We start from the raw sequence: 23,110 nt of genomic DNA on the forward strand, positions 1-23,110 counted from the left end.
TTTATTGATTTAGTATTGTACTTGATCTAAGTAATCACAGTGCATTTGAACCTTTTCTTTCTTTTTAATAGGCTGTGTTTTTAAGCCTTTATTTTTAGCTTTCATCATTTCATTGATAAGTTCACTTTTTTCTTTTTTGATTTGTGCACGCATCATTTCGTCACGTTTTAAATCGAAATAAGTGACGCCTTCAATGATTGTTTTTTCAGCTTTAGCATAAATAGACATTGGGTGATCTGTCCATAGTACAACATCTGCATCTTTACCAACTTTAATACTACCTACACGATTGTCAATATGTAATAATTTAGCAGGATTTAAAGTGACAAACTTCCATGCATCTTCTTCACTAACACCTCCATATTTTACAGATTTTGCAGCTTCCTGGTTTAAACGTCTAGACATTTCTCCATCATCACTATTGATTGCAACAACAACACCAGCATTATGCATAATTGCAGCATTATAAGGGATGGCGTCATTAACTTCATACTTGTAAGCCCACCAATCACTAAAGGTTGAACCTCCAACACCATGTGCTTTCATTTTATCGGCAACCTTATAACCTTCAAGAATATGCGTAAATGTATTGATGTTGAAATCAAACTTTTCGGCAACTTTCATTAACATGTTAATTTCACTTTGTACATATGAATGACAAGAGATGAAACGTTCTTTGTTTAAAATTTCAGCAATAACATCCATTTCAACATCTTTACGATATGGCTTTCCGCTTTTCTTTAAAGCGTCATAGGCTTTTGCTCTTGTGAAATAATCGATATATAATTGTTCAACTCCCATTCTTGTTTGCGGAAATCTATTTCTTGCATTATCTCCCCAATTTGATTGCTTTACGTTTTCACCTAGAGCAAATTTTATAAATTTCGGACTATCATCATAAATCAAATTTTCAGCAGATTCTCCCCATTTTAATTTGATAATTGCAGAACGTCCACCAATAGGATTCGCAGATCCATGTAATATTTGAATCGATGTCACACCACCTGCAAGATTTCTATAAATATCAATATCTTCATCATCAATTACATCTTCTATAGTCACTTCGGCAGACGAATTATGACCACCTTCGTTAATTGAAGCTGCAGCAATATGAGAATGTTCATCAATAACTCCAGCAGTTAAATGCTTACCAGTAGCATCAATGACTCTAGCATTTCCATCAGATAAATTTTTACCAATTTTTGCAATCTTACCATTTTTGATCAGCACATCTGTATTTTCTAGAATACCATCTTTTTCGTTAGTCCAAACAGTTGCATTCTTGAAAAGTAATGTTTCTTGTTTTGGTAATTCTGCAAAACCGTAAGCCATATTAGGATAGGTGATAGGCATGATTTCTTTTGAAGTGGTTGTGTCCTCATCTTCTTTTTCATCATCGTCTTTATCTTCACTTTCTGCCTTTTTATCTTTTTCTTCGGAAGACCTTTCAACTTTATCCTTTTTCTTAGCGTAAAACGTCATTTCATTGCCATCTGGATAGACTGCTTTTCCGTTTAGCGTATTTCCGTTGGAAGTGTTAGCTACTATTCTAATGAATTTTTGCTCAGTAGAATCTTTTGTAGTCATTGAAATATTTATCCAATCATCAGTAAACGATATTTTTGAACCTCTCTTCTTTTCGTCACTAGTAATTTCAGATTTTAATTTACTAGGCTTTCCTTTTAAAGACATTTTATAAGATTCTCCAGCCAAATTAAATTCATAATCTCCAGTAAGATCTTGTGTGTTCATATCTTCAAGAACTGTTTTTTGCCCTTGAACCCAGTTTTCATAAAGCGTGGTTTTCTTATCAAAAATATCTCCAGATGTGATTAAGAAATTTGCATAAGACCCTTTTTGTAGTGAGCCAATTTCCGAAGATTTGCCTAATAATTGTGCAGGAATAGTCGTTAAGGCTTGTAATGCTTTTTCTTTTGAAAGTCCGTATTCTACAGCCTTGATAAGATTAGGCATAAATGTTTTTGTTGCTTTTAAATCGTGAGTTGTAAAAGCAAATTTAATTCCGTTATCTGCCAAAATCTTAGCATTTGCAGGCTCTTGATTCCATGCTTTCATATCACTTAATGAAAGAGAATTGCTTAAAAATGCATTTTCTACATCATAAGCATCTTGAAAATTTACAGGTATAATATAAGAAGCGTTCGTTGCTTTAACATCTGAGATACGCTCATATTCGTCACCACCACCAAGAATTACGTATTGAATCCCAAAGGCATCACCAACTTTATCAGCTCGAATTCCATTCATTCTACTACCAGCTCCAAAAATCTGAACCAGACTTTTATTCGCATTTAAAGCTTCTAATGATAAATCTTTAGTTTTACTATTTCCGTTGGCATACCAATTGGCATCAGAATACATTTGACGTAGTAAAGCCATACTTCCCATAATAGAACCGGGATACGATTGTCTTGAAGCAGCACTCTTACTAAATGAAAAGTATTGAGCAGAGTTTGGATCAATAATGCGAATTTCATTACCATCATTTGTATTAAGAGCAACTAAAGTTCCTGTTCCTCTCACAATCCCATCTTCCATATGGGTGTTTACAACTCCAAAACCAGCTTGCATCAATTCTTTCGCAGTTTTAGAATCAAAGTCAAACTTGTCTAAAGCCTTACTTTCTGGCATGACATGATCACTCCAATAGTATCCAGATCTGCTTGGTCCATATTGAGGAGTTTGTCCACGACCACGACCAGAAGCACGATCTGGCTTCTTGACACCAAACGTAGAGTACATATCAATAAAAGAAGGGTAAACAGTTTTTCCTTTTAAATCTACTACAGTTGTGTTTTTAGGAATACTCACTTGATTACCAGTAACCACAACTTTGCCATCTTTAATTAATAGCGTTCCATTCTCAATAATTTGAGTTGGAGTCACATAAATTTTGGCATTTGTGAAGGCTTGATAATTGGTGTTTTCGGTTTTTACACCATCGTTTTTGGGGAAATAGTCTTGTGCAAATGATGCAAAACTGCAAAAGCATAGCGCAATTGCAAACTTGATTTTATTCATATAATTGGTTGATTAATTATTCCTTCTAAAGATAAAAATTAACAACATATCTATGGACAAAATTTTGAGTTTTAACGTTTCCGTAGAATTAGTTAATTGGATGCTCCTTATGATAATTCACTAAAAGTGCAACAACATAACTATAACTCTCCATGCCTCCAGCTTGATTGTTCGTTTTTAAAAAGTTATTATAAGTCGCTTTAAATAGAGGTTCTGTTGGGTTTTCGTAACTATCCCAAAAGTCTCTCACTTCTTGATAATTTTTTAAAATCCCCTTATGTAATTGAGGTAGTAATTGTTCATATAAAGTGATGTCTCTCTTGTAAATTTCTCCCAAACAATGACGTAAAGCAAATGCATGACCAGAATAATTAAAATAAATATCAGGATGATGCATAGCAGCCATACTACCAATAAAATTTGCTTCATTCTCTGCTGCGTAACCTAATTGATGAGCGACTTCATGACTTCCTGTGGTTGGGAATTTATACGACGGAATCAATCCGTCAATTTGTGCTTCATTAGTAAACGGATTCAAATATCCAGAAAACCCCATATAAGTTAAAGGCACACTGTACAACGACTTTTTGATACTTCTAGGTTGATATTCTAAATATGGAAACACTTTTGAAAGCTCATCATAACCATCAGGAATCATTTTTAAAATCTCAGATTTTGAGTAAGGCATGATTACTTTAAGAGAATCAACTTTAGCTAACTCTAGTTGTAATGCGTTTGTTTTTTTGATGAGTTGTTGTGCTAAATTTACCAATTCTTCGGTTGTGTAATCGTGATCAATTTTTAAAGATTGGTGAAGTGGTAGTCGGTAATAATTAAAAGCCCAAAGCATATGAAATGCGAAATACCCAAACGAAATTGCAGCCAATACATCTAAAAACCAATGTTTGGTGTCCTTAATTATGCGTTTTCTATTGAGGTACAACCACCTCAATATATACAAACTCAACAATGTATATAACACATCACCAACCGAAAATGGTAACCACCCAAAAGCATAGCGCATTGCTTGAGAAATCCAAATGTAAATCCCATGACTATAAACAGTCTCTACAAAAGTAGGGTAGTGCGCTAAAATTTTCAGAAGTATGATCTGAGGAATAATAGACATCGCAATGATGAGTTTTTTGTGTTTGAGCATGATTCAAAAATACTAAAAAGAATGACCTTTTATCCTGCGAGGTTTCAAAAACCTTGTAGGTATTTTTAGTATTTCGAATTTTTTATTTGTACAGCAGCTTATAAGTGTTTAATTAGCTTGGTTTCCTGCTTTTTATTTAATCTTTTATGCCAAAAGGATATCACTGCAATCAGGAGTAGCGAGAGTGGTTGTTTAGTTTAGTGTTCTATTATCCTACAAGGTCTTAAGACCTTGCAGGATGTCTTAATAGTTTTGGGACAGTTTTTAGTCCAACATAGAGAACTATAAATCAATACAACCCAAACTACAAGGTTAAAAAAACATTACAGGATATTTGAGATATTTTTAGATTTATTGACTTTATAATTAAAAATTAAGTAAATAATACCTGTTAGGTTTCAAAAGACCTATAGGTCAAACTAAAACCATGCAGTTCTAACTAGTCTAGTTAAGCTACAATTTGTAACTTTGCAAAATGGATTGTAGAGTTGATGTTTCCGAAGTGAAAAAACTCAAAATCCTAGAAATTTTAAAATCTAAAATAATATATGAGCGCAGAAATAAGACAATTAGAACCAAAAGTCCTTTGGAATAAATTTGCAGACTTAAATGCAGTACCAAGACCTTCTAAAAAAGAAGAACGTGTGATTAAATTCATGAAAGATTTTGGTGCAAGCTTAGGTTTAGAAACTATTGAAGATGAAGTAGGTAATGTGATTATCAAAAAACCTGCGACTTCTGGTATGGAAGATCGTAAAGCTATTGTTATGCAATCGCATTTAGATATGGTGCATCAAAAAAACAACGATACTGTTTTTGATTTTGATACTCAAGGTATTGATATGCATGTTGTTGGTGATTGGGTTAAAGCCAAAGGTACTACGCTAGGTGCAGACAACGGACTGGGTGTTGCAACCATAATGGCAATTTTAGAAAGTAAAGATATTGCTCATCCAGCTCTTGAAGCTTTATTTACCATTGATGAAGAAACAGGAATGACAGGAGCTATGGGATTAAAAGGAGGTTTACTTAACGGTGAAATTCTTTTAAATCTAGATACTGAAGAAGATGATGAAATTGGAGTGGGTTGTGCAGGTGGTGTAGATGTTACTGCAACAAGAACTTATGAGCAGGAGGAAACACCTGAATTTAAAATAGGATTTAAAGTCACTGTAAAAGGTTTACAAGGAGGACATAGCGGAATGCAAATTCACGAAGGATTAGCTAATGCCAATAAAATCATGAACAGAGTATTGTTTGATGGTTTTGAGAATTTTGGTTTACGTATTTCTGAAATTGATGGCGGAAGTCTTCGTAATGCAATCCCAAGAGAAAGTAATGCTATTGTAGCTGTTGATTCTATTCATGAAGAAGCTTTCATTTCTGAAATGAATGATATTTCCGAAGAGATTAGAACAGAATACAAAACTATGGAGCCAGATATGGTTATTGAGGTTTCAAAAATTGAGACTCCAGAATTTATCATGGATTTGGGAGTGCAAGAAGGTTTAACAAGAGCATTGTATGCAGCTTTAAATGGTGTGTATCGTATGAGTGCAGACATTAAAGATTTGGTTGAAACATCAAATAATGTAGCACGTGTGATTGTTAAAGATGGTGCTATTAAGGTTGGATGTTTAACGAGAAGTTCTGTTGAGAGTTCTAAATGGGATTTAGCAAATATGTTGAGAGCAACATTTGAACTAACTGGTTGTGAAGTAGAAATATCTGGTGATTATCCTGGATGGAAACCAAATATGGATTCTGATATTTTGAAAGTATTAGTACCACTTTATAAAAAATTAAATGGAGGAGAAGAACCTCATGTTGCTGCTTGTCATGCAGGATTAGAATGTGGAATTTTAGGAACTAATTATCCTGATATGGATATGATTAGTTTTGGACCAAATATTAAAGGAGCGCATTCTCCAGATGAACGTGCACAGATTTCTTCAGCTCAAAAATATTGGGAGTTTGTTCTTGAGATTTTAAAGAACATTCCGAAGAAATAATAAGTGAATATTTTATAATAAAAAAGGCGATTTCAATTTGAAATCGCCTTTTTGTATTATGTACAACTCTCACAAGCTGTTCTTATAAAAAAATTATTTTTTCTCTACTACATCAACCATTTCAACAATAAAAGTTAAGTCGGTATTTGGAGGAATCCCTCTGTTTCCTCTTTCTCCATAAGCTAAATGTGATGGCATATAAAAGAATGCTTTTTCACCAATATTTAAAGAGGCTAAAGCTTCTCTAAATCCAGATATCATTTGAGCATTAGGGCTTACCAACATTTTTGTTGGACCATATGCATTTGCATCTGCACGTCTTTGGTTAAACATACCATACTTTTCTGCAATTTCGATTCTATCAGTATCAAATAAACGACCATCTGTGAAATAACCTTCATAGTAAACTCGTACAGAATCTCCAGCTTTTGGTTTTGCACTTGTACCTTCCTTTAAAACATGTTTTTTAAGACCAGAAGCTAATGCAGTTGTTTTTGTTGCATAATCATCTAAAGCAATTTTTGTATCTGCTGATGCAGTTGCAGTTTTCTCTTCGATTTCTATTCTTTCTTGTTCAATTTTTGCTTTTTGATCTTCTTGAATTTGCTTGATTTCTGATTCTACATTTGGTAATTCTGCTTCAAAAACTTTTGCAGCATTAAATGATTTAGCAGCAGATCCTTTTCTAATGATATTCACTTTCAAGATGTAAACAGGCTCTAAAGGTTTTTTAGATCTAGGATCAACAGTTACATTTGAAATAGCGTCTTGAACTTCGATTCCTTTTACCAATTCTCCAAAAACAGAATGACAGCTCACACCACGTTGTTCACATGGTTTTAAATCTCCATTGTTATCATAAGCGTTTAAACTTGGATAAGGTACTTCTGTTATAAAAAACTGACTTCCGTTGGTGTTAAATCCACCACTATTAGCCATAGATAGCATTCCTGCTTTATCATGGTTTAAAGTTGGGTCAAAATCTGCAGTAAATTTATATCCAGGATTTCCACTTCCTGTTGCAGTATGGTCACCACCTTGAATCATAAATTTATCCATTACACGGTGAAATGTAAGGCTATCATAATATGGTTTGCCTTTGAATTCGTCAGTCATCATTGGATGGTTTCCTTCAGCTAAAGCAACAAAATTTGCAACAGTTACAGGTACTTTGTCGTAAAATAATTTAGCGACCATGGTATCTTTACTTGTTACTATTTCTGCGTATAGTCCGTCCTCTAAATCAGGATATTCTTCTTTACAAGAGACCATTGTTACTACTAAACATAGCATTAAAAGTTGTAGTGTTTTACTAATCAATTTCATTCTAATTATTGTTTTTTTGTGTTATACTATTTACGGTTACTTTTACTATTAGTGGGATGTTTGTTCCAATTCTATTTTTGTCACCATAATAGCCATATGCTTTTTGCGACGGAAATAGAAAGGTTACAGTTTCTGTTGGTTTCATCAATTTTAAACCTTCACGTAAACCAGTGAAAACCTCTTGTTGATCCATGATATAGGTTTGGTTACCAAGTTCTTTTTCAGAATAAATGGTATTACCATTAAGATCTTTGACTTCATAATTAAAGTTGACAACATCTCCAAAACCTACAGCGATAGTATCTATTTCAACTTTAGTATGATACCTGTACCAAAATCCGCTATTTGAAGCTACATAATCATACTCAGGATTTTGAGCCATTATAGCCTCTATTTTGGTGCGTTCTCTTTCATTTAGCTTTTTATTACGCTCTGCAGATTCTTTGTAAAATGAACCGGATTTAACTGATTCTGGCTGACGAGCTTCTGGCGTTTTACAGCTAAAAAGCATCATAGCGATTAATAGAAGAGTTATATATTTCATTAGGCTTTGAGGTCTTTTTTATATTGAGGCAATATACTAATAAATTTATCAATGGTATTACTCATATTTAAATCACTTTTTCCTCCAGCTGCGTTGGTATGACCACCTCCTTCAAAGTGTGATCTGGACAACTCATTAACAGAAAAGTCACCTTTACTACGCAACGATATTTTGATGATACCATCTTGCTGACTTTCTATAAAAATAGCAGCGAAAATAATATCTTTTAGAGATAAACCATAGTTTACAAAACCTTCGGTATCTCCTTTTTTAAAGTTGAAGCTGTTGAGTTCATCTTGTGTTAAAGTGATGTATGCAGTTCTATACTCTGGGATAACTTTTAGATTACTCAGCGCTTTTCCTAACAGTTGCGTACGTTCATAACTATTAGTATCCATAATATTATTATGAATTTGGGAGTTATTTGCACCTTTTTCAATAAGGTTTCCAATGATTTTATGGGTTGCACTTGTGGTTGAAGAAAAACGAAACGAGCCAGTATCTGTCATGATTCCTGTATATAAACACGTTGCGATATCTGCATCCACTTTATCAGTATCATCCAACATATCAATAAAATTGTAGACCATTTCACAAGTGGAAGACATAGATACGTCAGAGTACATAAATTTTGCATAATCATCTGGTTGTTGATGATGATCTATCATGATTTTTATAGCTTTAGTATTTGCTACAGCCTCTTCCATATTTCCAATCCTTCCGAGGGAATTAAAATCTAAAGTAAAAATAAGTTCTGCGGAAATGAGCAGTGCATCACACTCGTCTTTTTGATGATCATATTTTAAAACAGAATCTTCTCCAGGCATCCATTTTAAAAAATCAGGATAATCATTAGGTGCAATAATTACTGCGTCATGATTATATTTTTTTAAATAATGTAAAAGTCCAAGTGTGGAGCCAATAGCATCTCCATCTGGATTTTTATGTGGAATTATTACTATTTTTTTTGGAGAACTTAAGAGTTCTTTTATACTGTTGATGTCTTCTTTATTCATAGATAGCGAAGATAGGTATTTTCCTTTTTTTCTTAATAAAAAAACGAAACAAAAAATCATTACTGAATCCTCTTTTCTATAAATTTATTTTACTTCAGCATAAAAATAAGAGCAATGGTATTTCTAATTTATCTTGTTTTAAACTCAAAATTATTAATTCTAAGAATAGTCTGTTTAACTGCGATTTTCATTTGATCCTTCGTTTCAAATTATTTTTCACGAAAAATAGGCTTAGATTGAGAGTCAAGTCTTTATTGATTTTAATTGTATAATATAAATGAGTTTAGACTTTGATTTGTGTATGTGAACAAATACGTTATTTTTGCAGAAAATTTAAAATATCAAAATGGCTACAAATAGAACATTTACAATGCTTAAACCAGATTCTGTTGAAAAAGGGAATATTGGTGCAATTTTAGAAAAAATTACTGCTTCTGGTTTTAGAATCGTAGCAATGAAATTAACACACTTAACAACTCAAGATGCTCAAGCATTTTATGAAGTTCACAGTGAAAGACCTTTTTACGGTGAATTAGTTGAGTACATGACTAGAGGACCAGTTGTTGCTGCTATCTTAGAAAAAGATAATGCAGTAGAAGATTTTAGAACTTTAATTGGTGCTACAAATCCTGACGATGCAGCAGAAGGTACAATTAGAAAATTATACGCAGCTTCTATGGGAGAAAATGCAGTTCACGGAAGTGATAGCGATGAAAATGCAGCTATTGAAGGTGCTTTTCATTTCTCAGGAAGAGAGATGTTTTAATTAGAACTTCTTTATAATATATTAAAAGCGCAACCATTGGTTGCGCTTTTTTTGTTTGTCTATTTTTCAACTCTCAAAATCTTTTCGATCTTTCTTCCTTTAGCCAATTCATCAACCAACTTATCTAAAAAACGAACTTGCTTAGTTAAAGTGTTTTCAATATCTTCTATGCGATAACCACAAATCACACCTTTGACTAAATGCGCATTTGGGTTTAAAGTAGCATTTTTAAAAAATGTTTCAAAAGTAACTTTGTCTTCAATCAGTTTATGTAGTTGTATTTCAGTGTAACCAGTTAGCCATTCAATCACTTGATGTAATTCTTCTTTTGTTCTATCTTTTTTCTCAACTTTTGTGACGTAATGTGGATAGACAGAAGCAAATGTCATTGTTGCAATACGCTCATCATGGTGACTTGTGGTGCTCATTTATTATTATAATTTTAATAATTCAAACGTTTTCAATTGCTGAAATTCGCTGTAAACAAAGTTAGTTATTTTTTACAAAGAATTGATCTCGTATCAATTTGAAACTAAAAAAACAGAAAGAGTTAATCCCGTTATTAACAAGTCATTTTAAGATTTAAGTTCTTTAAAATTAGAATTTAATACCACTTAATCATTCTAAGGGAAAAAAAGAGATATGCATAAGAGTTACTATCAACATTATATGAGCAAAACGTAATAGCTATTTCTATGTAATTTCAAATATCTTAAATAAAAAGAATTCACTTGCTTATTATACGTGTGAGAATACTTTTAAATCTAAAAATAAAATTATGAACTTTTCTAACTTATCAGTATTGTATATCAATTGTACATTAAAAAAATCACCTCAAAAAAGTCACACAGATACTTTAATGAAGGTTTCTCAAGGTATTTTGAAAAAAGAAAAAGTTGCTTTCGAAACTATTAGATTCATTGATGAAGATGTTGTTGTTGGTGCTTATCCAGACATGACCGAACATGGTTTTGATAAAGACGTTTGGCCAGAAATTTTTAATAAAGTGATGGCTGCAGATATATTAATAATTGGTACACCTATTTGGCTAGGAGAAAAATCTTCTGAAGCTCAAAAACTTATAGAGCGTTTATATGCAATGAGCTCTAAAACGAACGATAAAGGTCAATATATCTTTTACGGTAAAGTAGGAGGTTGTATGGTAACAGGAAATGAAGATGGCGTAAAACATTGTGCAATGGGTATTCTTTATGCACTACAGCATGTTGGTTATTCTATACCACCTCAAGCAGATTGTGGTTGGATAGGTAAAGTAGGTCCTGGACCTAGCTATGGTGATACAGAATTTAGTGGTAAAAAATTAGATGCTCCAGTTGGTTTTGATTCTGATTTCACAAACAGAAACACTACATTTATGACATATAATCTATTGCACTTGGCAAAAATGTTAAAGGCAAACAATGGCTATGATAACTATGGGAATTCTAGAGAAAAATGGGATGATGGTACACATTGGGCTTTTGAGAATCCAGAATATAGATAGTCATAACTAATACTTAAAATTGATGCATTATTATATTGAGATTGCAGCTAAAATTATAGAAGCTATTGGCATACTCGTCATTTTAATTGGTCTGCTTTATGCTCTTACGACCTATATTATATCGTATTTAAAAAAAGCAGAAAATTGTTATGGCAAACTAAGAAAGTCTTTAGGAAAATCCATTTTATTAGGATTGGAAATTCTTATTGCAGCAGATATTGTTGCTACAGTTGTTACTGTACCTACATTGAAATCTGTATCTATATTGGCTATCATTGTATTAATTAGAACGTTTTTAAGTCTATCTATTCAAGTAGAAATTGAAGGCAAGTTTCCTTGGAAAAAAATATCTGACGAAAAATTACATGATTAGAAATAGTCGTTATTTTACCTGATCATAAACGAGTGTGATCATATATTGTTGGTGGTTATTGTTTCGAATTGGCTAGATGATGTACTAGTTATATTAATGGAAAGTAGAGTAGGAGTATGCTTAATTCAATATCTATTAACTATTGGTTAGAGCTGTACGATATTGTTCCGTAGCTTTTTTAAGATTTTCTGAAAGTGATTTTAACCAATTCATATGATTAGCAATTAAATAGGCTTCCTGTAGACCATGAAGTGTTTCGGTATCTATTTTAGTATGACCTTGTTTAATATGTTCATCACGTAAATTTGACAACTGTTCATATTTACCAAACAATTTTTTATGTGCATCTTCAACAGGTGCTTCAACTATCTGATTTTCGCTTTGAGTATCTTCTAAGCAATCAAAAGCCAACTGCAAAGTGTTTGAAATTTTATTAATAAGTACATTGAATTCTTGAGAAGCAGGAGTCGTTTTATGATTGATAATGAAATTCCCTATAGACGCAATAGCAGAAATCATGGTTTGGTTAAGTGTTACAATTTCATAAATGAGTTGAAACTCTTTCTGTTTGGATTTGGGATCTTGGGTCAATCGTTGAAAGGCAGCATTTAAATTACTAATCGCGAGAAAAGCTTCTTTCCTTGCTAAATTATATGTGTGTCTATTTTCTGTGCTATTATGATACAACGCTTGAGTTGCTAAAAGATAGTTATTATTCATTTTTAAAGTGTTACAAAGCACTTGCTTTAAATTATTGGCTTCCCAACTTGGGAGAATTACATAATTGGCAACGACAGCGATAGTGGCTCCAATAATGGTATCAATGACACGAAATTGAATTACTTCAAAAGCATTAGGATGAATTAAAGAATATACAAAAACAACACTTATGGTAACTAATGCTGCACCAGACTTATAATTTTGTTGAATTAATGAAAATGCAAATATCAACGAAACAATTGCTAACACAGCATACACGATTACATTTTGAGTAATGAGTACAATACCAACCGAAATCACAGCACCAATGAGTGTACCAATGATACGATCTATTGAACGCTCTTTGGTTAAACCATAGCTAGGTCGCATGATCACAATAAGAGTAAGTAAAATCCAATAGGTATTTTGAATGTCTAAAAAATAACCCAAAAGATAAGCAAAAACAATGGCAATAGTTAGACGTAATGAATGTCTAAATATTGTAGAATCTAAACTTAAATTTTGAATAAGGAAATTCAATCTGTATTCTTGAAGCGTTAAAAACTGACTCGAATCTTGTCTTTTTAAAGATACTTTTGAGGCATCATTAACATTTGCCATTACACGTCTAATGGCTCTAATTTCTTGGAGTAGTTGTTCTTGGTAATCGTATAAATTCCTTAATAATAAAGCACCTTCTCGAGCTTCGGGTAGTTTGACAGTATTAACGTAATTATCAATGGAATCATAAGCATCTGATAATGCACTTAACAATACGTCTTTGTTTGGTAATTTATCATTTTGGATTAATAATTCAGACAAACGTATGAGATGATTACCCATAATTTTGTTAAGTCTTTTGGATGCTTTTAAGAATTCTTTTCGCTCTCCAAAAATTCCATCTATCATTTGATAATCCAAATGTGTAGCTTCTATCAATTCAAAAATATTAATAGAAGAGATAAAAATTAGTAATTGTTTTTCTTCATAGCGCGAACGTCCAGAACGTTTTCGTACGGTAAGTAATGTTTCTCTAAGCGTTTCATGCTTTTCGTTGATTTGATGCTGAAGAACGAAGGTTTGTTTGAGAATTTCGTCGCGCTTTGTTTTCTTGGTTAACAATTTAGCACGTAATTTTAAATACTCACCAATAAGCAGAAGCGTATCAGATAATAATTGGTTCTGGTCTTTTTTTGGTGCTAATTTTTGAAACACATAAGATATGACCAAATACCAAAGTCCGCCAATTCCCATTAAAGCAACCTGAACTAAAATATCTTGTGATGTTTCCTTCTGAATTGCAAACGCCAGAACCATTGCTAATAATCCTGAAAAAGATACTAAAGACGCTCTAAAACCATACACTGAAATAAGCGATATTACAAAAGAAATTACAGCAATAGCAATCAATAAAAGGGGTAGAAATGGTTTTGAAAATAAGATGATGGTTGTAATAATCATCGTTAATCCGATACTTATTAATATGGCATTTACTTTACGTTTTACACTACCAGGAATATCACCAGGAGCATTTAAAAAAACACCAACAACAACTGCTGGCGCATATTCAAAGTATCCAAAAAAGTAAAGTACAGTAAAAGGAATCACAATACCCACACCTAAACGAATACCTCGATAAAAGTTGGAACTTTTAAAAAATAATTCTAATTGTTTGAGTTGTTCTTTCAAATGGTTTACAATTTGATTGCAAAGTTAGAATAATTGGAATGAAGTATGCTAAGATTATGTTTTCAATGACAGATCTCTTTTTGAGTTTAAGACATAATGTTTTTAATTCTGACTTTGATGGTATTTTTACTCAGTATTTATAAATCAACCAGACAATTCCAATTTCAGCAAATAAGAATTCATAACAAACAATTTACTGTTTCAGTCGATTGTATTTTTTTAAGGTTTCTATCAGCAAATCATGTGGTAAAGCATATGCTTTATTACCATTAATTCCTTCCATAGTTTCGGCTGCTACCATTGCATTTATAATTGCTTCCTCAACAGCTTGAACAGTTGCTTCAAAAACTGGCATTAATTGATCATTTGGCATTGATTGCACTGTTGTAGTTTCGTCACGATTAAATGCTTGTTCATTGGCAGTTGAGAAGGCTAAAAAAATATCTCCAGAGCCATTACTTCCTCGTCCACCAACAATACCAATACCTAAAGGAATTCTTTGAGCAATTCTTTTTAATTGATGTGGTAAAAGAGGAGCATCTGTTGCTATAATTACGATAATAGATCCATCTCCTTCTTGTCTCCTAGATTTTGGAGGAGCATTAAATTTATAGTTTAAGGTATCTTTTAATTCCATTCCAACAGGAACACCAGCGATTGATAAGTTTCTTTTTGCTCCAAAATTAGATTGAACAATGGCTCCAATAGTATAAGTTGAATCTTTAATTTTAATAACTCTGGAAGAAGTTCCTGTTCCTCCTTTAAAACCTAAACACATCATTCCAGTTCCTCCACCAACATTTCCTTCTTCAATCTTTCCGGTTGATGAATTTTCTATAGCTTCTAAAACATTTTCTTCTTTGACATGAAAACCATAAATATCATTTAGGAAACCATCATAAGTTTCTGCAACTACAGGATAGGTATACCACCAATCTTCTCCACTATACCAATCTGTATCTACATACCATTTTAATATTGCATCTCTAACAACTCCAACACTATTTGTGTTGGTTATCATAATTGGAGTTTCTAAAAAACCAGATTCGGTAACCCAAGTTGTACCTGTCATCTCTCCATTACCATTAAGACTATACCAATTGGCATAAACCGGACTAAATTTTTTTGCTTTTCCTCTCGGAAATATTGCAGTAACACCAGTTCTTACAGGTCCTTTGCCTACAACGTTTTCTCCTTTTCCAGAAATCATAGTACTATATCCTACTTCAACTCCTTCAACATCCGTAATAGCATTAAATTCTCCTGTTTCACCTACAAAAGGAATCCCTAAATCTCTTGCTCTTGGTTTTTGACTGTAAGATTGGAAACAAATGAGCATTACTATAAAAGCTATAATTGTTCTTTTCATGTTGATTGTCTTTTTAGATGGTAAAACCATTTTGATAAGATTAGTTACGTAGTTACGTAGTTAAGTACGTAATTTAGTAAAAAAAACATATAAAAACAGGAAGACTCTTAATTTAAGAATATGTAAATAATTTATAGACAGTTAATTAGGTGTACATGTTTTAAGTTTTCAATTTTATTTCATCAATAGCAAAGAGTACTAGAAAAACGAGAAATAAGATCAATTAATCTTGTTAGATATCATCATTTATTTCAATCCAATATCCATTTGTATCTTGAAAGTAAACTTGTCTAATCCCATCTTTTCTAACATAATTTTTGTTTGGTGTATTACGCCAGTCTGAGTAGTCAATTTTTAAATCTACTAAATGTTTTACGAATGAATTCATGTTAGATGTTGCCAAAGCAAAATGGACAGCCTTGTTGATTTTTATTTCGGTATTTGGATTCGGAATCAGATGAAGTTGTTTGCCTTCTCCTAAAGATAACCATCTCGTCTTAGAGTCTGAAGCTGTATTTTTAATTTCTTTTAGATGAAGTACCATTTGATAAAATTCAACAGATTCGTTGACATCCTTTACGGAAAGCGCTATGTGATTGAATGAAAAAGTATGCATTTATTTATAAATTATTATGTTTAAATATCTGTATTGATATTATAATGATATTCTTATTTGTCATCTCTGTTGTTGTTACAAACAAAGATCTGTTTTTCTGAATTATCATTAAATGCTTCTTTTTCAAAACCTCCAAACTTATGAGTAATGTTAAAACCATTCGATTCTAGATATGAATCTAATTCTTGGGGAAAAAACAGTCTCATGTCTAAATTTTGAATAGAATCAAACTTTCCATTGATGTAATAATGCCATTCTATGCGATTGATCTGAGTTTTATTTTCATATCGCATGATCTGCTTTATCAATATTTCTCTTCCGTCGTTTGTTGTGTATTCAGCAATTTCTTTTATTTCTTTTTCACCTTCAACAATAAATTGAATATTGGGATTAAAGCAATCTAACAGAAATGAACCTCCTTTTTTGAGATGATTTTTAACCACATTGAATGCCTTAAATAAATCTTCATTTTTATATAAATGATGGATTGAATTGAATGGAATAAAAATAAGGTCGTATTCATCTCGTAAATCTAAAGTTCTAATATCTGCTTCAATAAATTCAATTTTTAATTTTTCTTCGGAAGCTTTTACTCTTGCTTGTTCAAGCATTGAAGATGTATAATCTACTCCAGTAATATGATATCCATCCTTTGCAATTGGAATCGTCAATCTGCCAGTACCACAACAAAGTTCAAGTATACGAGCATCTTTGTTTTTTGGCAACCACTGTTTGTAGAATTGTAAATCAGCTAGGTTGGTATTCATTCCATCATAGATGTTTGCATCATAAATTAAATCACCTACTTTATAATTATTATTTATTTTATTCTTCAAAATCTATGGATTATTTATCTGTTATTTTATGATTATCACAGTTAAAATTATGTGTAATTCTATCAAAAAGGTGATTGTTTACAAAGGGTTGATGTAACAAAAGTAAAGTGTTTGGTGCAAGAATTTTCCTAAGAAAAAAATAAAAGCAAGCAAACAAAATTATTAACATTGGTTAAACTAAATTTAGCAATAAATTATGTGAAATGTAACCTACAGTTAATCTTTTTTAGAATGATTTTTAAACACCGTTAGCTTTAATGTTTCTTCAGAATCTTCTAAAATCAAAATTTTATAATTCTTCCATTCTATAAAATGTTTTTTCTCCTCATATTTATTTAATGACATAAAAGACATGATTTTTTGATCATTTTCTTCTGATAACAAAATACGATATATATTAAAGGCATCTGTTTGATCTCCATTTATATCTACAGACGATTCTCCAATACAATCTTTAAAAATAATTGTAAGGTTCTCAATAATAGCTTTTTGTCCTAAATCAACAAACATTGTTTTTCCGAAATCTAACTTTTCAACAACTAGCGCAACGTCTTCTTCATTAATTTTTAAATCAAAAGAATAGTTTTGATATGCTTTTGGATAATTTATTTTTTTATGACTATTTGATACATGAAAATACCAGAGAAAAGTAGTGTATTTAGTATTATTTTCAATTACATTTAATTCTAGTTGAATATATGGCGCGTCTTTGTTTATTGGTTTTGACTGAATGAATAGATTGACAGGTTCTATGACTAATTCTTTAAATGAAATGTTAGGATTTTTTCCAATTTTTAGAGGTATTGTAATAGAATTATTTGTCATATTCTTTTCTGATTGAGCATATCCTGTAAATTGAAAGAATACAAATAGTAAAATCAATATATTCATTTGAAAAATCTTCATCATGAGATGCGTTTTAATTGTAAAGCTCTTAATTTTATTTAAGTAATTACTTATAAGGATTTTTGCTATTTATTCACAAAAGTAATTTATCGTTAAAAAAGTCTGTCAAATTTGAATGCTAATATATAATAAAGCATTCCAGCTGTAACCAAAAAATGAATTCCGAAGCCAATATAATTTATGATTTTCACATAGGTTTTTTTATGAAAACCTATAATAGAGTAGAGGGCAAATATAAAAATACAAGCTTCCAGAACTATTACTAATAATTCTCTAAATTCAAAGTTATGTTGTTTTATATTCAAGCTACTGATCACCCAGAAAATAAATACACCTATCACAATAATCGCATTTAAATAAGAAATTATTAAAGCTGTTTTTTGCATTTTATATCCTATAATAATACTTGCTAAATGGCAAATTAAGACAATAATCATTGCTGTGATTATGTTTATGTCATTCATAACTATTCATTGGTGTTTTCATTTTTTAATGATTGTTGTTAATGTATGTGATTTCGTTATTTATTTTTAAGTTTAACGTCAATCATTTGTTTTCAATAAATTTAGCTTTTGATTTTTCATTTTGCATTATTCAGTCGAAAATAGCATCAAAACCAATGCTTCTGCTATTTTTTGTATACATTTTTATAAGTTGTTTTTTCTACATCAAACTCTTTATATAAATTCCCATGTCTATTGATTATCTGAAACTTATTTTCAATCCATTTAGTTTTGTATAAATTATTATAGAAGTCATAAACTCTATTTTTTAAAAGATGTTCTTCAAAGAATACAACTCCATTTTTATCAGTTAAATTAATGTAAGCATTTTGTCCGTTTTCGTCAATTTTGTAAATAATTAAAGCTCTACAATCACGTTTTCTATTCCATTTACAAAGTTTTTTGTCCTCTGTCATATATTCAAATCCGATGTCTCTTATTTTATTTGTAATTTCAATTAATGTATTGGCTTTTTCTTGATTGTGCATTAGAATATCTAATATAACTTTCTGTAATATTTTTAATATAATTCTATTCTTTTCGATTTGACTTAATTCAAAATATTCAGAAAACTTAAATTGGCCATATGTATACTGAGCAAATCCGACTGCTGTTTCGCTATATTTAATGTCTGGAATTTCCGAAGTGATTCTAATATTTAATTTTCCAATTCCATCAAATTCTAATTTATTTGGAATTAGATACCAAAATATGTCTTGAACAACTTTGGTAGTTTGGTTAAAATCTAATTTGGTATATCCATTTGAAAATTCTTGCGAAAATTCACTTCCAATACTTATGTCTGTTAAATATTTGGCCATTTTATCAAATTGCTTACAAAGTGCTTTTGTATAATTAGTTGCTTGGTTAAGTGAGTAAGTTAGCAAAAGAAAACAAACCAGATAAAATTCTGAAGGATTTTCCGAGCACACAAAAAACAAGCAATTGTCTATACTTTCCATTTGCCTTTACCAATATCAACAACTTGTCCACCAACTTTTAAGCTGTATTTCTCGTTTTCAATCTTTCCATCGAGATGTATAAATGATTTTCTCTCCATTTGAAATCCTTGTTCTACGATTGCAGATATTTTAGTTGATTTATTTTTTAATAAATAAGCAAGGAAACAACCATTTGCACTCCCTGTAGCTACATCTTCTATTAAATTTCCATTTTCGATACAAAACATTCTAGTATTGAAACTATTCGATTTTTCAAAAGTTTCGTCGGTAATAAGAAATAAAGAAGTAGATAGACCGGTTAGGCTATTGGTTTTATATTTCTTGTTTAGAGTTAAAAATTCTATAACTTTTCTTGAATCAAGTTTTACTTGATTGATTTTCTCTAAATTGATAACAGGAATAATTATATATGGCAATCCTGTACTTATTTCTTCTATTGGTTTTTGGATATTCAAAACTTCTAATTGTATGCCTAATTCGTTAGCAATTTCTTGATGTTTGTAAGTAGTGATAAAGTCTGGTTGGGATTGTTCCATTATAAAATAACTTTTATCAATATCATTAATAGTAGTTAAATCAATAGTAATATTTGAATGCTTTAAATTGAGGGTTATACTTTTTTTTGGTTTTGGTAATAAGTATTTTGAAATAATAAAGGCAGTACCTAATGAGGGATGACCTGCAAAAGGCACTTCATATTCAGGTGTGAAAATTCTAATATTAAAACTTTCGTCGTTATGATTTTCTTTGATAAATGTTATTTCAGGAAAGTTTAATTCCTTTGCAATATTGAGCATATTTTCGGTAGAAACTTCATTTTTAAAATCAATAAAAACAGCTAATTGATTTCCTCCATATTTTAATGAAGTGAAAACATCTACTAAATAATAATCTATTTCTGTCATTTTTTTAGCTTGCTGGTAACGTGTATGGATGGCTAAGTGGTTTAAATACCTAATTTAGTAAATACAAACCGAATAGAAAAACCGCAAGGATTTTTGTAAGTAGGCAAGAACTATCAATTATACATATGATTAAAAGCCATACCATGAATTGGTAAGAAAACAGCAATTATGGCTGTGAAATTAATAGATGGTTTTGAGCGTTTTTCAAGTTCAGGTGAGTTATGTAGTTACGCAGGTCTAACATCAATGATTCGGCAAAGTGGGAGCAGTGTAAAAGGGCGACCAAGAATTAGCAAAATGGGAAATCAAAAACTCAGAAATTTATTATTTATGTGCAGTTTCACAGCTTGTAAATATAACAAAGCATGCCGAGCACTTTATGAAAGGATCGTTGCCAAAGGAAAGAGTAAAAAACTGGCATTAATCGCAGTGTGTAATAAGCTATTAAAACAAGCCTTTGCCATTGCTAAATCAGGATTAATATTTGATAATGAATATAAAAGTAAACTAACTAAAATTTAATGGATTTTTACTTGTTTTTTAGCACAGTACTTTGTTGTGCTTTCGTTATTTAATTTCTTTATCGATAGTCTCAACAAGTAGAAGAGCCTCTTCTTTATATTGTTTTAAATGACCTAAGTAGCCATTGAAATACAGTCCATAAAATGAAATTACTCTATTTCTATAATCAATAGATGAAAGTGCATATTTTACAAAGTCTTCATTAAATACAACTTTTTCATAATCTTCAAACCAAGTCATATTGTTTTTAAAATAGCTACGATTTTCTTTGAAATCTATAATTACTTCTTGTAAAGCTACATCAATTTCAATGTTAAAGGAAGAATAAAAATTATTAATCTCTATTGTAAGACTATCTTGATAGGAATTAAGAACTGTGCTATTTTGCTCTAATAAATTTAATCCTTTCGTTTTTAGTTTTATGTCTGGGAAGCCACCAAGAGTTCTAATACAACGGTTACATTTTAAATAATCATCATAGGTCATTTCCTTATTAATGACTCGTTTGAATAAACTGTCTCGAGATTTACTACCAACAAGTACTTTATCAATGGTTTCAATATCAGATAATAAATCACTTTGTATAATTGAATAAATACCTTTGATTGTATTATTAAGTTTACGATTCTCATTCCAATTACTAATTGAAAGCGCAATCAAAATTCCAATTACGACAAGTACAATCTCTCCTAGAGCATATTTAAAATACTTTCCAGTTTTTCCTTCTGAAAGTAAATTTTGTCTAATTTTTCTAAAGAATTTTATCATTGGTTAGTGGTTTGTCATAATGAAGCACAACGGTTAGTATATGAAAAGTAGGCGATTTCGAAGCACGAAACTTTCGGTTAAACACAAACTTTGATAAAAGCCGAAAACCTTGAATTTAGCATTAATTCGCCTATTTTTTATATACATTGTTATGCTCTGTTTTAATTCATTTCTTTTATTAATCAAAAAGGTCTGATTTAGAAATCTGTCTTGAAATATCATCTAATTCGTTATAAACTCCATTATCATCGGCAGTTCCAAAAAAGGCTATCACTAAATTGCGAGAAGGTGAAATGTAAAGACCTTGTCCGCTAAATCCACCTTTATAAAAATCTCCGTCTTCCATTACTTTGTCCCATTGATAAGTGTTGTGATGAACAACTTCTTTATCAAGTGTATAATTTTCAGAACTGTATGCAGTTACCAAGTGAGGACGACCTTGTTTTTGAATTTTATCAAAATATTCATTTGAAACGAAAGTATTATCACCTGAACGACCATCGGTTAAAAACATATAACCAAATCGAGCTAAATCTCGAAGTGTAGAATTCATTCCTGCGTGAGAAATGCTAGTGCCATTTGTTTGAGTAATAAATGCATCAGATTCCGCACCTATTTTTCGCCAAATTTCACGTTCAATATTTTTCGCATAAGAAAGACCTGTGATTCTCTCTATGAGGCAAGAGAGAACGAATGTGTTTATTGAAGTATATTCAAATATCTCTCCAGAGGGTTTTGCAGATGATAAGGTTTTAATGTGCTCAAAAGCATTGTCTGCGGTTTTTTCTGTTCGTTTTAAAAATCCTAGAGCTGCTTCAAATTGATAGTAACAAGTTTCAGGGTTTTCAAAAGCGCCATCAACCCATTCACGACAATCAATTCCTGAAGCCATATCAAGAATGTCAATTATGGGTACACCTTCCCATCCAGACCCTTTAAGTTCAGGTAGATAATGTTCTATTGGTTTTGATACATCAAGTTGTTTCCTGTCTTCCAAAATTGCTATAAGAGTTGAAGCAAATACTTTAGACACTGACCAGTAAAGATGGCTATCGTTTGGAAACATTCTTGGGTAGGCTTCATATACAATACGGTCTCCTTGCAATATTATCATACCATCCACTTTATAGCTAGTTTTGACATAGTCTTGAAGTGTCATTTCTCCTAATTCAGAAGTAACAACAAATTCCTCGATTTCTTTGCGGAAATCTTCTTTCAGGCTTTTAATATTTCCTTCTCTATTGATAATGGCGTGGGTCCAAAACTCAGGCATATTTAAAAATATATATCGAGATATTTCACCTCCATCATCCCAATTATCCAAATTCCATTGCTTAAATACGGATTGAATTTCCTTATTTGAAAAACCATCATAAGTTTGAGCAAATAAATTTGAATATGGAACAATTAATAAAAGAAGTAATAGTCTGTAATATTTCATTTTTTTCAACGATGTTCGGTTTTTTTAGAAATGTCTTGTCCTGAAATATGGCTACAGGTTAAAATTGATTTTTACACTGTTAATTGATATACCATATTTGGTGTTTTATAGTCTAAAGATAAATGTAATCTTATTTCGTTGTATAAATTAAT

Annotated in this window: 20 protein-coding genes and 1 pseudogene; 5 read left to right on the forward strand and 16 right to left on the reverse strand. The window is 31.2% G+C overall.

Annotated features, from left to right (window positions below):
- Positions 1 to 9: 9 nt before the first annotated feature.
- Positions 10 to 3,042: an amidohydrolase family protein gene (locus IM744_RS19245; RefSeq protein ID WP_194509812.1), complete on the reverse strand. Its 3,033-nt coding sequence runs from the start codon at positions 3,040 to 3,042 to the stop codon at positions 10 to 12.
- Positions 3,043 to 3,130: 88 nt separating this feature from the next.
- Positions 3,131 to 4,201, reverse strand: a complete 1,071-nt coding sequence (locus tag IM744_RS19250; protein WP_194509813.1) for a DUF3810 domain-containing protein — start codon at positions 4,199 to 4,201, stop codon at positions 3,131 to 3,133.
- Positions 4,202 to 4,749: 548 nt separating this feature from the next.
- Between IM744_RS19250 and IM744_RS19255 the strand changes: the two genes are divergently transcribed.
- Positions 4,750 to 6,213 (forward strand): aminoacyl-histidine dipeptidase, encoded by a 1,464-nt coding sequence (locus IM744_RS19255; RefSeq protein WP_194509814.1) that lies wholly within the window; start codon positions 4,750 to 4,752, stop codon positions 6,211 to 6,213.
- 93 nt (positions 6,214 to 6,306) lie between these two features.
- On the opposite strand, the gene IM744_RS19260 is transcribed toward IM744_RS19255, so the two are convergent.
- Genes IM744_RS19260 through IM744_RS19270 form a run of 3 tightly spaced genes read right to left on the reverse strand, consistent with a single transcriptional unit; the run spans position 6,307 to position 9,099 of the window.
- The gene (locus tag IM744_RS19260; RefSeq protein WP_194509815.1) at positions 6,307 to 7,539 is read right to left on the reverse strand and encodes a peptidylprolyl isomerase; all 1,233 of its coding nucleotides are present in this window, start codon (positions 7,537 to 7,539) and stop codon (positions 6,307 to 6,309) included.
- A gap of 1 nt (position 7,540) precedes the next feature.
- Positions 7,541 to 8,083, reverse strand: coding sequence for a gliding motility-associated peptidyl-prolyl isomerase GldI (gene gldI / locus IM744_RS19265; RefSeq protein WP_194509816.1), 543 nt, complete (start codon positions 8,081 to 8,083; stop codon positions 7,541 to 7,543).
- Positions 8,083 to 9,099 (reverse strand): DHH family phosphoesterase, encoded by a 1,017-nt coding sequence (locus IM744_RS19270; protein ID WP_194509817.1) that lies wholly within the window; start codon positions 9,097 to 9,099, stop codon positions 8,083 to 8,085. Before IM744_RS19270 ends, gldI begins: the two co-directional genes overlap by 1 nt.
- A gap of 346 nt (positions 9,100 to 9,445) precedes the next feature.
- Here IM744_RS19270 and IM744_RS19275 point away from each other — a divergent pair, with 346 nt between their 5' ends.
- Complete coding sequence (locus IM744_RS19275; RefSeq protein ID WP_194509818.1) at positions 9,446 to 9,865, forward strand: nucleoside-diphosphate kinase; 420 nt, start codon at positions 9,446 to 9,448, stop codon at positions 9,863 to 9,865.
- Positions 9,866 to 9,924: 59 nt separating this feature from the next.
- Here IM744_RS19275 and IM744_RS19280 read toward each other — a convergent pair whose 3' ends face one another.
- The gene (locus tag IM744_RS19280) at positions 9,925 to 10,293 is read right to left on the reverse strand and encodes a DUF2200 domain-containing protein (protein ID WP_194509819.1); all 369 of its coding nucleotides are present in this window, start codon (positions 10,291 to 10,293) and stop codon (positions 9,925 to 9,927) included.
- Between the two features lie 350 nt (positions 10,294 to 10,643).
- On the opposite strand from IM744_RS19280, the gene IM744_RS19285 reads away from it, so the two are divergent.
- Together IM744_RS19285 and IM744_RS19290 are read left to right on the forward strand one after the other, a co-directional pair.
- Positions 10,644 to 11,369 (forward strand): flavodoxin family protein, encoded by a 726-nt coding sequence (locus IM744_RS19285; protein WP_194509820.1) that lies wholly within the window; start codon positions 10,644 to 10,646, stop codon positions 11,367 to 11,369.
- A gap of 22 nt (positions 11,370 to 11,391) precedes the next feature.
- The gene (locus IM744_RS19290; RefSeq protein ID WP_194509821.1) at positions 11,392 to 11,742 is read left to right on the forward strand and encodes a DUF1622 domain-containing protein; all 351 of its coding nucleotides are present in this window, start codon (positions 11,392 to 11,394) and stop codon (positions 11,740 to 11,742) included.
- A gap of 135 nt (positions 11,743 to 11,877) precedes the next feature.
- Here IM744_RS19290 and IM744_RS19295 read toward each other — a convergent pair whose 3' ends face one another.
- The 8 genes from IM744_RS19295 to IM744_RS19330 all read right to left on the reverse strand — a co-directional run bounded on the left by IM744_RS19295 (position 11,878) and on the right by IM744_RS19330 (position 20,227).
- Positions 11,878 to 14,130 (reverse strand): FUSC family protein, encoded by a 2,253-nt coding sequence (locus IM744_RS19295; RefSeq protein WP_194509822.1) that lies wholly within the window; start codon positions 14,128 to 14,130, stop codon positions 11,878 to 11,880.
- Between the two features lie 193 nt (positions 14,131 to 14,323).
- A complete protein-coding gene (locus IM744_RS19300; protein WP_194509823.1) occupies positions 14,324 to 15,499 on the reverse strand; it encodes a DmpA family aminopeptidase in 1,176 nt (391 codons plus the stop codon).
- A 232-nt stretch (positions 15,500 to 15,731) separates the two neighbouring features.
- On the reverse strand, positions 15,732 to 16,115 hold the full coding sequence (locus IM744_RS19305) for a VOC family protein (RefSeq protein WP_194509824.1): 384 nt from the start codon (positions 16,113 to 16,115) through the stop codon (positions 15,732 to 15,734).
- Between the two features lie 53 nt (positions 16,116 to 16,168).
- A complete protein-coding gene (locus tag IM744_RS19310; protein ID WP_206694525.1) occupies positions 16,169 to 16,951 on the reverse strand; it encodes a class I SAM-dependent methyltransferase in 783 nt (260 codons plus the stop codon).
- A 216-nt stretch (positions 16,952 to 17,167) separates the two neighbouring features.
- Positions 17,168 to 17,860, reverse strand: a complete 693-nt coding sequence (locus IM744_RS19315; RefSeq protein WP_194509825.1) for a hypothetical protein — start codon at positions 17,858 to 17,860, stop codon at positions 17,168 to 17,170.
- An 89-nt stretch (positions 17,861 to 17,949) separates the two neighbouring features.
- A complete protein-coding gene (locus IM744_RS19320) occupies positions 17,950 to 18,321 on the reverse strand; it encodes a hypothetical protein (protein ID WP_194509826.1) in 372 nt (123 codons plus the stop codon).
- Between the two features lie 164 nt (positions 18,322 to 18,485).
- Complete coding sequence (locus tag IM744_RS19325; protein ID WP_194509827.1) at positions 18,486 to 19,181, reverse strand: hypothetical protein; 696 nt, start codon at positions 19,179 to 19,181, stop codon at positions 18,486 to 18,488.
- A 128-nt stretch (positions 19,182 to 19,309) separates the two neighbouring features.
- A complete protein-coding gene (locus IM744_RS19330; protein ID WP_194509828.1) occupies positions 19,310 to 20,227 on the reverse strand; it encodes a PhzF family phenazine biosynthesis protein in 918 nt (305 codons plus the stop codon).
- 147 nt (positions 20,228 to 20,374) lie between these two features.
- On the opposite strand from IM744_RS19330, the pseudogene IM744_RS19335 reads away from it, so the two are divergent.
- Positions 20,375 to 20,749: pseudogene (locus IM744_RS19335) on the forward strand (transposase); the annotation flags it as partial.
- Between the two features lie 45 nt (positions 20,750 to 20,794).
- Here the strand turns inward: IM744_RS19335 and IM744_RS19340 are convergent.
- Together IM744_RS19340 and IM744_RS19345 are read right to left on the reverse strand one after the other, a co-directional pair.
- Positions 20,795 to 21,517 (reverse strand): DUF6090 family protein, encoded by a 723-nt coding sequence (locus IM744_RS19340; protein ID WP_194509834.1) that lies wholly within the window; start codon positions 21,515 to 21,517, stop codon positions 20,795 to 20,797.
- 178 nt (positions 21,518 to 21,695) lie between these two features.
- Positions 21,696 to 22,958 (reverse strand): serine hydrolase domain-containing protein, encoded by a 1,263-nt coding sequence (locus tag IM744_RS19345; RefSeq protein WP_194509829.1) that lies wholly within the window; start codon positions 22,956 to 22,958, stop codon positions 21,696 to 21,698.
- Between the last annotated feature and the right edge of the window lie 152 nt (positions 22,959 to 23,110).

Origin of the sequence: Psychroserpens luteus, assembly GCF_015319355.1 — a bacterium.
GTDB classification, from domain to species: Bacteria; Bacteroidota; Bacteroidia; order Flavobacteriales; family Flavobacteriaceae; genus Psychroserpens; species Psychroserpens luteus.